The sequence below is a fragment of the Couchioplanes caeruleus genome (assembly GCF_023499255.1).
Taxonomy (GTDB): Bacteria; Actinomycetota; Actinomycetes; order Mycobacteriales; family Micromonosporaceae; genus Actinoplanes; species Actinoplanes caeruleus_A.
Map to the genome: position 1 here is coordinate 3,280,095 of NZ_CP092183.1, position 13,247 is coordinate 3,293,341.

At 64.8% G+C, this 13,247-nt stretch carries 10 protein-coding genes; 5 read left to right on the plus strand and 5 right to left on the minus strand.

The genetic code is table 11. The features are described from left to right. The first annotated feature begins 103 nt into the window (after positions 1–103). The 5 genes from COUCH_RS15320 (at position 104) to COUCH_RS15340 (ending at position 9,167) form a co-directional block, all read left to right on the plus strand. The gene (locus COUCH_RS15320; RefSeq protein WP_249612748.1) at positions 104–1,702 is read left to right on the plus strand and encodes a hypothetical protein; all 1,599 of its coding nucleotides are present in this window, start codon (positions 104–106) and stop codon (positions 1,700–1,702) included. After that, positions 1,699–2,460, plus strand: a complete 762-nt coding sequence (locus COUCH_RS15325) for a hypothetical protein (protein WP_249612749.1) — start codon at positions 1,699–1,701, stop codon at positions 2,458–2,460. The genes COUCH_RS15320 and COUCH_RS15325 overlap by 4 nt, the downstream gene beginning before the upstream one ends. Next, positions 2,457–6,899 carry a hypothetical protein gene (locus COUCH_RS15330; RefSeq protein ID WP_249612750.1) on the plus strand — a complete coding sequence of 1,481 codons (4,443 nt, stop codon included), beginning with the start codon at positions 2,457–2,459 and terminating at the stop codon, positions 6,897–6,899. The genes COUCH_RS15325 and COUCH_RS15330 overlap by 4 nt, the downstream gene beginning before the upstream one ends. Beyond that, on the plus strand, positions 6,896–7,945 hold the full coding sequence (locus tag COUCH_RS15335) for a Wadjet anti-phage system protein JetD domain-containing protein (RefSeq protein WP_249612751.1): 1,050 nt from the start codon (positions 6,896–6,898) through the stop codon (positions 7,943–7,945). Before COUCH_RS15330 ends, COUCH_RS15335 begins: the two co-directional genes overlap by 4 nt. Before the next feature lie 139 nt (positions 7,946–8,084). After that, positions 8,085–9,167: a hypothetical protein gene (locus COUCH_RS15340; protein WP_249612752.1), complete on the plus strand. Its 1,083-nt coding sequence runs from the start codon at positions 8,085–8,087 to the stop codon at positions 9,165–9,167. 1,016 nt (positions 9,168–10,183) lie between these two features. Here the strand turns inward: COUCH_RS15340 and COUCH_RS15345 are convergent. From COUCH_RS15345 to COUCH_RS15365, 5 genes are all read right to left on the minus strand, one after another. Beyond that, positions 10,184–10,816 (minus strand): hypothetical protein, encoded by a 633-nt coding sequence (locus COUCH_RS15345; protein ID WP_249612753.1) that lies wholly within the window; start codon positions 10,814–10,816, stop codon positions 10,184–10,186. Positions 10,817–11,093: 277 nt separating this feature from the next. Continuing rightward, entirely contained in the window at positions 11,094–11,375 is a 282-nt protein-coding gene (locus COUCH_RS15350) for a hypothetical protein (RefSeq protein ID WP_249612754.1), read from the minus strand. A gap of 86 nt (positions 11,376–11,461) precedes the next feature. After that, positions 11,462–11,842: a DUF2750 domain-containing protein gene (locus tag COUCH_RS15355; protein ID WP_249612755.1), complete on the minus strand. Its 381-nt coding sequence runs from the start codon at positions 11,840–11,842 to the stop codon at positions 11,462–11,464. A gap of 101 nt (positions 11,843–11,943) precedes the next feature. Next, a complete protein-coding gene (locus COUCH_RS15360; protein WP_249612756.1) occupies positions 11,944–12,207 on the minus strand; it encodes a DUF1883 domain-containing protein in 264 nt (87 codons plus the stop codon). A 387-nt stretch (positions 12,208–12,594) separates the two neighbouring features. Then, positions 12,595–13,101, minus strand: coding sequence for an NUDIX domain-containing protein (locus tag COUCH_RS15365; protein ID WP_249612757.1), 507 nt, complete (start codon positions 13,099–13,101; stop codon positions 12,595–12,597). Positions 13,102–13,247 lie beyond the last annotated feature (146 nt).

Consider the following 13,247-nt stretch of genomic DNA (forward strand, 5'->3'; position numbering starts at 1 on the left):
TCGCTTATTGGACTTCACCAGACACGCCGCGGCCCAGCATAGCCATTGATTGACTTGGACATACGGTTACCGTACGAATACGGAAGCGCATGGAAGAGGATAAGTGGACGACCTGTTCGACTTGCCCAGTGGCTCCACCGTGTCAGGGTCACCCGCACCAGCGGAGCTCTCCGTCTTCGACCCCACCTTCCCGGCGCGGGTTGCGGTGCTCATGCGGTCGCGCCCGATAACCGAAGCGATCATCGCCGCCAATCGGCAGGAGTGGCCAGCGGCCACCTACGACGTTGCGACGTTCGCTCTCGCCGCCATTGATCTCGTTATCGCCCAGCAGGGCTTCGCGGAGGAGGCCACCTACAACGACGTCGTAGGCGGACTCACCACACTCGCCCGGCGTACCGCACCGGAACGGCCCGCTTCGGAACACCGCCGCATTGGCGAGCACACCGTCGACGCACTTCTCAACCGAGGCGAGCGCGAGGCGCCGTTCACCTACAGGATCAGCGACTTCACCGACAAGGCCCGGAGCCACCAGCGACGGCAGGTGCAGTTTCGGCTGCTGGTTGAACGAGAGGACCCGGTGCGGGGCGAGGTCGTGCTCTACGCAACCCGAGACGCGATCAACGCACTGGTGGGTGGGCTCGAGTTCGATGTCGAGGACGAGCAGGTCGCGAACGAAGTGCTGCTGGAACGCCAGCTGGCGAAGGGCGCGTTCGATGCCGCGGAACGTGCCGCGGTCCGGGCTCGGCTGCTGTCGGTGTCGCTCGCCGAGGACCTTCACGAGCTGATCAAGAATACGCGCAGGGATCTGCGCGCCGTAATCCAGGAATGGGCGACAGCCGTTCCGCAACGCCTCACCACGGCTCGGGAACACATCGCCGGCCGGATGGAGGCCGAGCACCGCCTGCTCGCCAAGGTCCGCGAGTCACTGGAATCCGATGATCAGCAGGTGACCATGGCGGCGGCCCGGATCGCCGCGTTGCTCACCGAGTGCTCGCGCCGCCACGAGGCATTGCACCGGCAGGTCATCGCCGCCCGAGGAGTGTTCCTGGAGGAGCAAGACCGGCAGTCGTTCCGGCCGCCGGCGCTGGGGCACCTACCCGACATCAGCCGGGAGATCCTTGCCCCATTGCTCGCTCTGGACAGCGAAACTGCGCTGGCGGTCACCGACAGGTGGCTGTCGGACATCACGGGTCCGCGACCTCCGAAGTTGCCCCGGCTGTACCGGCTGGTCTACGACCTGTGGGCGGTGCGTGACTCCGCCGCCGATGATCGTGACCTCGACGACGATGACGAGGCGGGAGATCCAGATCCGCCGACGATCGGGCCGCACATTATGGACGCCGCCCGGCGAGTCGTCGTCAGGACTGGCTTGCCCGCTCGTCTGTCGGCCTTGCTTGTTGACGCACTGACGGACCCTGGCCTCGACAGCAGCGCTGACCGGCAACGAGCTGCGGAGATCCTGGCGTTGGCCGCGCTGTGGTGCTTCGCACCCGAGGCGACCGACACCGAACACACTGCATCGGTCGACTTGACCGCACGGATCTTCGGGCCGCGCGCCGTCGCGGACGCCGATGACCTGAAGGTCGATCTACCGGGCTGGGACGGCGACGACCTGATCATCGCCCCGCACCCCGAGGCCTTGGCAACCGCTGCCCCGCAACCGGTCACCGAGCATCCATGGAAACACGCGGAGGCGGTATGACTCTGACACAGAACGATCACACCGACATCGGAACCCTGATCGCGTACGCGGTACAGCCCACCCAGCGTCCCGGACGCAGTCAGGAATACCGCAGGGTGCTCGGCCGATACCGTACCGAGTCCGACTTCCGGATCGCCGCCGATGCCGTTCTGCACGGTCTGTCCGCCCAGGTCCTATCCGACGGCGACTTCGGGCTTGTCCTCGGCGTCAGCCCCGAGTCGCCGTTCGCCTTCCGGGTCGGCGACATGCCCCACGCGGCGACTCGGATCGGGCGATTGGTGGCCGGTCTCGTCCTGGTCGGCGTGGCCGCCTACGCCTACCCCACACCGGCCGACCTGGAAGAAGAACGGATCCGCCGGATCACGGACGTCGAATTTGAGCAATGGATGCGCGCGATATGCGAGCGCATGCAGAAGCACGACGCCGCCGGCGAGCCCGTTCCCGACGACGGCTTGGACGAGGCGTGGCGCGCCTACCATGAGATGCCCTCCACGCTCGTCGGCGACAGAGGCCGTGGCTCCGGACGGCTGTCACCCAAGTGCGCCCTGTACTGGGTTCGCAACATTTTGGGCTGGCTCGTGGAGCAAGGCATGGCCCGTGCCGACAGCACCGGCGGAACCTGGATGCTCACCGAGCGATTCCGGATCCAGGTCAAGGACATGGCCAGCGAACCCGCCTACACCTTCCTGGCGGAGGTCGCCCGACGGCCGCAGGCCGCCAACCGACCCTTCGCAGCCGACAACGGGGAGGAGGCGTGACCTATCATCTGGCCGCGTTCCGGCTCCACTCGATCGGAGAACGATCCGCCCGCTTCACCGACGTCACGCTCGACCTCACAGCCCCGGACGGCGGTAGTAGCTACCCCGCCGATTCGGTCGTTTGGCTGCGCAACGGTGGCGGCAAATCATCGCTGCTGTCACTGTTCTATGCGCTGCTGCTGCCAAGAGCGATCGACTTCATGGGTCGTACGGTCAAACGCAGCCTCACCGACTATGTCGACAGCGGCGACACCGCGCACACCGTTGCGGCATGGCATCCGGCCGCCTCGGACACCTTGGACGGCTCACCGGACCGTATCCTCATCACCGGCGTCGTCTATGAGTGGTCCGACCTGCGCCGGCCCGCCGACGCCGACAGGGCCCGCGACCGGCTCGACACGACCTTCTACGCGTTCTACGCGGTGCCGGGCGTACTCGACCTGCCACGCCTTCCAATCCTCGATACCGCCGGTGAACCGCGTCGCCGGGCGGACTATGTCGCCGCTCTGAAGGAATTTGCGGCGACCTACCCGCAGGCCATGGATCTGGTCATCGCCGAGAAGCAACACGAGTGGACGGCCGCGCTGACCAGCCGAGGCCTCGACCCAGCCTTATTTCGCACGCAGAAACAGATGAATCACGTCGAGGGCGGCGTGGAGGACATGTTCCGATTTTCGTCGGCCCGCGAGTTCATCGACCTGCTCATCGATCTCACCGTCGCACCTGAAGACGCGATCGGCGTCGCGGATCGCCTGGCCTCGATCGCGTCGCTACTCGCGACCAAACCCGCTAAGACAGCCGAGCGTGATTTCTGCCTCGACTCGGCAACAGGCCTGGACCGCGTCCACGTCTGCCAGCAGGAGGTCGGCGCGGCGGCGCTCGCCCTGCAGCAGGCCGTCCACGAGGCTGCCAAGCTGTCCGCAGCCTTCGCCGCGACCGTCTCCCAAGCGAACAGCCGAATCGAGGAGCTCGCCGAGCAGCGCGACGGCATCGAGAAGCGCCGCGCTGCTGCCGTGACCGAGGGCGGTGCCGCCTACGAGCTCGTCTACCTGTACGAGGAACGTGCCGCCCAGATGCGACTGCGCGCCGCGCAGGAGCAACTCAGCCGGGCCGATAACGACGCCAAGGATGCCGCCGGTCTCATCGAAGCATGGGAGGCAGCCGAACATTTGGTGCAGAAGCAGGAGCTGCAGGACGCGTTGGAGCGCACCCGGCGAGAGGCCGGTGAGGAACGCGAGCGCACCGCGCCATTGCGGCGCGAGCACGACGAGCACAGCGCGCGCCTGAGAACCCGGCTGCGCACCCTAGCTAGAGCACACCAGGCCGAAGCCGAAGCGGCTGCCGAAGCCGCCAAAGTGGCGAAGGCAGACGTGGTGGCCCACCGCGCCGCGGCGAAGGAAGCCGACCAGCAGGCTCAGGCAGCCGACAAGGACGCGGCGACCGCGACAGCTCGGCTGGAGTCGCTGACCGCAGACCTGCGCACGGCCGTCCGCGACGGCGCGCTCCCGAGCGAACAGACCGATCCGGCCGAGCACGACGCCGTTCTCGCCGAACAGCACGTGACCCTCACGGGCGTTCTGGAAGAGATCCAGAGCCGTCGTGAACAGCGCCCGGCGGTTCGACGCTCACTGATGAGCACACTAACCATGCAGACGGGCGAGCAGGTCCGGCTCGACGCGGAACACACCCGGCTTGCGGAGGAACGCGCCGCACTTGCCGAACGCGCTTCCAAGCTGGTCGCCCGCGAACGAGTGCAGGATCTGACCGAGGCAACCGGCGACGCCCCTGTTGATCTCTGGGCCGAGGCGGACACCCTGACCCGCCGGCTGTCAGACGCGATCGTCGATACCGACATGGCCCTCGTCCGGCTTGAGGCCGAACGCATCGACGACCAGCGCATCCTCGACGTACACGCGCGCACCGGGCTCCTACCTACCACCCTCGACGCTGAACGGGTCCAGGCCGTTCTGGCCGAACATGACATCACTGCCGAAACCGGTTGGGCGCACCTGCGCACGCTGCTACCCAGCGCACGCCTGCTGGAAACGGTCACCGATCCAGACCTCGCGCGCCTCGGCGTCGGTCTCGTAATTCCCACCGCCCAGGCAGACGAAGCCGAGATCGCGTTGGCCATCGTTGACACGGCAACCACGGCACTCGTCGGGGTCTACACCGCGCAGGCTGCCGCCGCGATCGTCAGCGCCATCAAGGTAGGGCCTGATGAATCAGACCCGGTCTGGACCGGTCTGCATCGAGGCTTGGTGGACCCTGCCTGGGCCGAAGGCAACGTGCGACAGGTCGCCGCCCGCGCAGAGACGTACACCGAGCAGCAGTCCCGGCTGTCCGAAGCGCGTGCGGCCGACCGGGCGTTGCTCGGCGAGCTCACCGAGTTGCTCACCGACTGCCCCACCGGGCACCTCGAAAGCCTCACCGGCCGCGTCGACGACCTCGACAACACCCTGGTTGGCATCGCGGCAGCACTCGAAAAAACTGGCGCGGAACTCGCCGCACTTGATGAAGCGGAGGCCGAGGACACGGCGGCCGAGCAGCGGACGCAGCGACAGATCTCCCGTATCGAGACATCTCGCGCCCGCCTCTCCAGCCTGATTCAAAAGGTGGAGGCAGCCTCGCAGTGGCGTCGCGACCTCGCTGAGGCTGGTTCGCGATCGAAGCGCGCCCGCGATCAGGCCGACCGCTGCACGGAGAAGGCGAACAATGCCCTCGACGACGCGACCGAGCAGAGCAGCCTCGCCGATACCGAGGGCAGGACCGCCGGCGCATACCGGACCGAGGCCGCCGGCCTGACATTCCTCGACTCCGATCCGACAAGCCCCGACGATCCGGCGGTTTCTCTCGACGTCCTCCGCGCTCGCCATCAGGAGGCCGCCCGCACCTGGCAGGTACAGGCCTCCCAGTCGGTCCTTACCGAGCGGGAGCGCAACCTCTCCATGGGGCTGGCGACCGAAGAACAGGCCCTCGCTGCGGTCATCGCCGAGACCCAGCAACGCGCTGCCGCCCTGCTTGCCACCGCGGAGGGGCAGACAAAGCCGGCTCGGGCGGCGGCACTGGCTGCCGCCCGGAAGGCGAAGGAGGAGGCGGTCGGCCGGAACGGCCGCGCCTCCGGCGACATCGAACGGCACGATGCGACGCTCACCAGGATCCAGGGGCGACGCACCGATTCGCCCAAGCGCGCATTGCTGATTGAGCCGACCACCGCGGAGCAGGCCGACGCTCTGGCAGCTGAACAGGATGAGATCGGCCAAGGGTGCGTTGAGAAGCGGACAACCGCAGAGGGCGAACTCCGCGACCTGGAGGGTAAGCAGAGCCGCTACCAGGGTCGGATCACTGCATTCGAGTTGCTCGCCGATGGTCTTCCCGACCCGGCTGGCTGGGTTGTCGCGCCGTTCGCCGGGACCGACGACGAGGCCAAGACCCACAAGCAGGCGCTGATACAGGCCCTGCGTGCCACGGAGAAACGCGCGAGCGACGCTGCAATCTCTCGGGCGAACGCAGTCGGGGACCTACGGACAACAGGCAGCAGGTATCCCGGGGTCACCACACCCGCAAAGGACCGCGTCATCCATGACAACGAAGAAGTACTGGCGCAGCACGCGGGAACCCTCGCAACCCAGCTCAGCCTGCGCGCGAACATGATCGACGGCGAACTCGCCGACATCGCTAAGGACCAGGCGATCGTGACCGAATCCCTCGCCCGCCTCGTCTCGAACACCCTCGACACCTTGCGCAAGGCCGAACGCTACTCACGAGTGGCGGCGAAAACCGGAGGCTGGGCCGGGAAACAGATGCTCAGAATCTCCTTCGAAGCGCCCGCCAGCGACGTCGACCTGCGCACCTACGTCAACCGCGTCGTGGAGCGGCGTATTGCCGACGGCGTCAAACCGGAAGGATTGCCGCTACTCAAGGACGCCGTTCATGAGGCAGCCGGAACCCGAGGCTTCACCGTCAAGGTCCTCAAACCCGCACTCGACCTCGTCCCCACCACGGAAGACATCACCCGGCTCGGCAAATGGTCCGGGGGAGAAAAACTGACCGTCTGCGTCGCGCTTTACTGCACCATCGCGGCGCTGCGTGCCGCCAACGCTGGACGCCGGGACCGCTCCGGCGGCGTCCTGCTGCTCGACAACCCGATCGGCCGCGCCTCACATGGCAGTCTCGTCGGCCTCCAGCGGACGGTCGCCGCTGCCCACAAAGTCCAACTCGTGTACACCACCGGGGTGAAAGACCCCGATGCCGTTTCGCGGTTTCCCAACGTCATCCGGCTGGACAACCGGCCGGGTCGCACCCAGAATCGCCGCTACATCGTCCCGGACGACACCCTTACCGACACCGACCAGCGACTCATCACCGGCGTCCGCGTCGCACACGACGAATTGTCCAGCGGCGGGGGAAACCAGTCCCAGACGGAAGTGTCGCCATGACGACAGCGCTGGGCGACATCATCGCCACCTACGTCGCGGAACAGCCGACAAGCCGAGTACGGGTCGACGGACTGCTGCGGCACGCCACGGCTGCAGACCCGACACTCGTCGGCGATCCCTCAGCAAGAACTCGGCTTGCCGCTGTCCTGGCCGGCCTCGCCGAAGCAGGCGCCGTCGTGCTGCCGAAAACACGCTCCGGTTGGGACCACCGGACGAACCCGCCCCTACCGCTCTGGGTGGGCAAGACCAGGCCCCGCCGGGTCCGGTCAACACCGGTGCCGCGAGTCTGGCCGCAAGCACTCGAAGCAGCCGCCGCGATCGCCACCCGGCCGGACGAACACCAGCTCCTCGACAGAATCGCCACCTGGCTGCGGAACAACCCCGGCGCTGAACCCGTCCCTCTCGAAGAACGCTCGCTGGAAATCCTCGACGATGAGAAGGCACTCGCCATCGAGACAACCAAACGATTGTTCACCACCGGCGCGCTGACCCTCGACCTACTTGCCTGCTATCCCACACCCATACCCTTCCCCTCCCAGTACGTGCCAGGAAGAGGACCGACACGGCTGCTAGTGGCGGAGAACAACGCTACGTTCCACTCGCTCCTGCAGGCCGCCCGGCAGCTCGACCCGGATGTTCGCCCGGATCTGCACATCGGTTGGGGCTGCGGCAACCAGTTCCCTACCTCCATTACCGCGGTGGCCCTGCTCGATCCGGCGCCGACTGCGCTCTACTACGTAGGCGACCTTGACGTCGCCGGTTTGCGCATCGCGGTCAGCGCTGCCGCGATAGCAAAAGCCCAACGACTGCCACCGCTACAACCGGCCGCCGCGCTGTACCGCTGGATCTTTGCCAGCGGCGTTCCTCGCCTAGACAGGTCGAACACCGGCGCCAAGGCCTCGAGCACGCTCGTTGCTTGGATGCCGCAAGACCTACACCCGTCAGTCGCGCAACTGCTTGAGCAGCGACAGCGCATCGCCCAAGAGACTCTGGGCCTTCGCGCGTTGCGTGCCGAGCCGGATCTGCTCCTTCGGGCCATCGAATGATCGCGAGACCAAGACTGGCCGACACTCCGACGGGAGCGGGTGCTGGCGAGCCAAGCCCGGACTTAGCAAATGGCCTTATAGCAGCCTTGTCCTGAAACCTCTACTCGTATGTGGCACTACAACACCTAGGAAGGTGATCGTGAGCCCTGCAGCGCATGTCTTCCGCATTGACGGTGTCGATGCAACGCCGTTCCAGCGCTCTGCCATGGCCGAACAGGGCCTGCTTGAGGTCGAACATCTCGAACGTTGGGTCGTTGACCACCCGGAAATACTCGGCGGCAGTGTACGGATCGTCACGAAGCAGTTTGATCGCTGGGCGACCAGCGGCGGGCAGGTCGCGGCAGAGCGCTTGGATATTCTCGGACTCGACTCCACCGGACAGCTCGTCGTCGTAGAACTTAAGCGTGACGGCGATAAGCGCGTGCATCTTCAGGCATTGACGTACGCTGCCCTGGTTGCAGGATTTACCAAGGAATCCCTCGGCTCGGTACACGCGGACTATCTCAATAAGTCACCGCAAGAGTCGCCCGTGACCCCGGAAGCAGGACTTGCGGCATTGGCCGACCACGTTGAAGGCGACTGGGGCGAGGAGCTGCTGACGCGACCTCGCATCGTCCTCATCGCAGAGCGCTTTCCCTCACAAGTCATGACTACCGTCAACTGGTTGACCGAGCTCGCTCCTCGCGATCTCGTTATCCAGTGTATTGAGCTCAGCCTTTTTAGAGAGCCGGACGAGTCGAGGAAACTTTGTGCCACGTTTCAACAGATCTTCCCAATTGATGACATCGCAGATCGGATCCTCGGACCAACGGTTCAACACGGTACCTCCGGCGTCAGCGCAGAATTGGCCGCCCGGTCTCGGCGACAACGCTCCGTGGCGGTCATTGTCGATAACGGTCTGATCCCGAAGGGCGCCACTTTAGCGCTGAGCGTCGAGACCCTTGTACGGCCACAATCGGTTGCGGCGGTGCGTGCTTGGATGGAAGCGGACCCGAATCGGTCGACGATAACTTGGACTGAAGACCGGGCGAAGCCTCTTAAATGGGCGGGTGCACCCGATGTCGACTGCTGGTCTGCATCGAAACTTGCGCAGAACATCGTCGAAATGGCAACGGGCGAATTTAGGGTGCTGTCCGGTCCCGATGCCTGGACGTACGAGGGTAAGAGCCTTTACTGGATCGCGAATGAGTTTCTTGCGGGCGCCGACGCTGAAACTACTTAGTGCGATCTTTTGACGTATTGGATGGCAGGCAGAGCACTTGATTGGCCGTGGTCACCCGCTTGGTCACAGCGGTGAGCAAGTTCTGCGGAATTGGATGATGCTGGGCGTCACTACGGTGCCTTTCTGTCCGCTTCTACGCACATAAAAGCACCCGTTGATAGTGCTTAACCGAATCGTAATGCGACTGGGGGTCAAGGGGTCGCAGGTTCAAATCCTGTCAGCCCGACGTTGTGAAAGGCCAGCTCAGCTGGCCTTTTTCATTTGCCAGCGTGACTGTGTTCCGATCACCATGACACGCATTTTTGCACGAACGCGCGTACGGTTTACGCATCTGTCGTTTATCGGCTCTTCCTTTTCCGCTTGTGGTGCGGTGTTGCTTCGGGTCCTGCTTTCCTGGAGGGGGCGCTGAGCTGGGGATGCGTACCTCTGGGTGGTTGGCTGTCGGGTTCCGGAGGCGGCCGTGGTTGTCGAGGCGGCCGCTGTCTACTGTGGATGATCGTGACGCCTGGGAGACACGGACGCTCGTACGGTGATCTTGGGCTGGTGCGCCGGTTGGGCCGGTGATTCCATGATCGCGCTTGGTGGCCGGGTGTAAAAGTTGACGGCGGTTGTCTCGGGTTGTCGGTGGTTGCCTCGTCGGTGGGCTGGTGTGCTGGGGTAGGCGCCGGTCGGCCGGTGTGGTTGTGGGTTGGGGTCGATGTTCTGCCCGATAGGGGAGTGGGCGAGCCGCTTCGAGTCCTTGGTCGTAGGCGTTTGCGTCGGTGCCGAGCGCGCGTGGACGGCGTCGGGTTGGGAGAACTGCCGGGGTGGACTGCAGCGCGGCTGGCTTGTTGCCGCTGTCGTTGACGTGGCGGCGATGAGGGTGGATCGATGACCCGAGGTCCTCACGCTTCGTGCAACGGTGGCTGCTCGAGCTGCATGATCGACGCACGGATCTGTCGAGTTGAGTGCACTCGATCATTGAGCCGATCACGCGCGGCTGCGGATCGATTTCGCCTCAAATTCTGCACACAGGTTCAGGCGTCGAACGCTCCTTCATACGCCAAAACCGAGGGGCGGACGCCATTACCGAAGAGGAGCGACTCTCCCCGAGCAACCGAAACCAGTGCCTCTGTAAGTTGCCACCAATTGTCGGCCAGCCCGGCCACAGTGGCGATCGGTGGCTCGTCAGCAAGTCTTTCGATCAGGCGATCTGCCTCCTCGCCGGTGACTCGGCGCACCAACCTGGCATCGTTCCTGGCCGCGTATACCAATGCCAGACTTTCCACCCAGCCGTCAATGGACGCATGAAGGGGAACCCAGGGGTAGCCGGAACCGCAGATGCCGAACCGGCCCTGACTGTCTACGGCGAAGCCGTAGGGCATCGAGCAGCGCGGCCGACCGACGTTGAAGACCAAGCCGTCATCGTCGCAATCCGGATCGTCCGCGTTCAGGTCGTAGGGGCCGCCCTCATATTCGACGGCCGGAGGTAGTACGAGGCCGCCCCAACGTCTCTGGTGTTCAATCAGTTGTTCAATCGCGTCTGCTGGACGGCCGAGCTTCATCCAATGATGCTTGTGCTGCTCAATCGTCCAAGCGGGCACGCGAACACCGTGGATCTGGACAAAACGTCCAGCTCGTGGAGAAAGCGTCGCCGGAATGCGCAACACCGCCACCTCCTTCCGCAAACCCGAATCTGCGGCAGCATCCTGCCACAAGGCGTGCGTCCACTCGCGTTTGAGGCATCCTCATCTGCCGCCGTCCGTGCGCGCCCGTTGGCGGTCTTGACGGTGGCTCGCGTGGGATTGCGTCGGCCGGGAGCGCCGTGTTCGGGCCATGCCGAGTGCCTGGCCGACAGCCCAGCGCCGCGCCGGGTACGGCGGGAGCCTGCCCCGAATCAGGTTTGACGCAGCAAGCTGGTTCGCAACGGGGATGGGTTCGGCGTCGCTACGACTTGGGGCAGATGATGATTCCGCCGAAGCGCGCCTCGTCGGCCACGCACTGCGCTCCATCGACGAAGACGATGCGGTCGCGAGTCACCGTTTCGGCTGGTGTGTTGTCATCAGCGTAGATCGCCTCGAACCCACCCGACAGGGAGGTGTTGTGAAACTTGAGCGGCCGACCGTCAGCGTCGACTGCTCTGCGGGCACACTCGCTGCACAGGTGATCGGGGTACCGCGGATTTTCGGCTACTTCGGCCAAGCAGATCGGACAGCACTGGATTGCCATGCGTTGGAGCTTAAGCCGTCATGATCGACTGCGAACATCTGCCGCCGACAGCGCGCGTGGTTCGAGATCGAGGTCGCCCGAGGGCGTCATTCCGCTGTCTCATGCTTGGCATATGGTCCGGCGCCCAGGGCGCGGTCAAGCCGGTTCAGCGTCTCAGCGACCGTGAAGTCCCAGCCGACGAGGTTCGGGCCGGTCCGGTTGAGCCCAGCTCGAAGGCCCTCCTCGGCAAGTTGGGGAAGGTCTTGATCACGCCATGTCTGCAGCGTCATAGACGCGACGCGTAGATCGCCACCCCATACGCTGACAGCGCGCTGAGCCCTCACTTCCGAGGACCAGTACGGCATCGCCCGATCTCCGCTGCCCGTCATTGGCGCAGGACTGCCTTGATCGTTCCTCACGTACCAGATGACCTGATGGCGAGCGATCTCCTGGAAGAATGCCGCGGTTTGGCTTCCACTCTGACTCATCGGCCCGATGACTAACTGCCTACGGCTTCTCGTACGCCACTCCGGCTGACGCACTGTTCTGCCGCGATCCTCTCGTCAGCGCCGACATGGCAGCGATGGCGTCAATCGAAGATCTCCTCATATTTGACCTTGATGCGTCCGTGGTAGCTATCGACTACCAGGTACCAGTCGTCGTCATGCGGCACCTCGAGGACGAGTGGGGTGAAGTCGAAGAAGCCACCGTGGTACTCGTACTCGTCGCCGTCGAGATACGCCTGGTACTCGCTCGCGTCCATGAGGCACACTCGCGCGGATGAGCCGCGCAGTTGGATCTCTAGCTGAGTGCCGCCGGCGCAGCCACCGAGGTCGAACCACAGGTGTTCCATATGAAATGCATAGCGGGTCGTAACGCGAGCGCAAAGCTCGCCACCCGTTGACGGACGGCTCACTCACGTTCATAGGACAAAGCTGGCGTTCTAGTAGGCCGGCAACACACCGATATGCCGCCGTCTGCTCGTAACACACGCTCAAACGGCCGTGCACTGACTGAGGCGGCCGTGCCCTGATCTGCCGCGATCCGGGCGCTACGGATCGTCACGGCGAGGTGAGCGGCTGGGTTCCGGAGGTAGCCGATGCGCGGATGCCCCGGTGATCTGACACCGAGCACGCATCCCCATACCCGGGCAAGATCGATGGAAGGCAAAGGGGTTCAGCTTGCGTGGAGACCGCACTGTATGCCGTCACCGACGGCGGTCTGCGCCCCCGGAGATTCGTTAGAGGCCGAGTTGGACCGGCCGATCCGGAGTTCCTGCAGTGAGCAGAGCTGTCAAGACTGTAGTGAGGTTGCGGGGCGAAAACAGCTCAGGTCCCGTATGGCTGGCGATCTCCGAGACCTGCCACCAGCGGAACGCGCCCACGTTCTCCTCGGCAGCGAGTTGGTGGTCCGTCAGGTCGCCGCGTGGCTGGAAGTTGTTTGCGCGGATGAGGAAGTAGTCGTTGACGATGCCGCCGGAGGCCCGGGGATGGTCGGCGGCCGAGATTTCCTGGTGCCAGATGTGCGGTGGATCGGTGGTGATCGCCAGACCGGTTTCCTCACGCAGTTCACGGCGCAGAGCCGTCAGCGAGTCCTCGCCGGGTTCGATGCCGCCGCCTGGAGCCGCCCAGACGGCCTTCGCCTGCTCGGGTACCGCCGGGTGCGGAAAGTCGAACCGGCAGAGCAGGATGCGGTCGTTCTCATCAAGGATGATCGCGCGGACGGCGCGGCGCAGTTTCGGCGTCATGGCGCATCGGACGCGATAGCGAGGCGGATGTTGATCGGCATCGCCGCAGGCTATCAACCGAGAGATCGAGCGATGCCTCTGAACCGAAGGATCTCGGCTGAGGCAGTCAACTGGAATGCGGCGGCGTATGGATTCGCTGTTGGGGG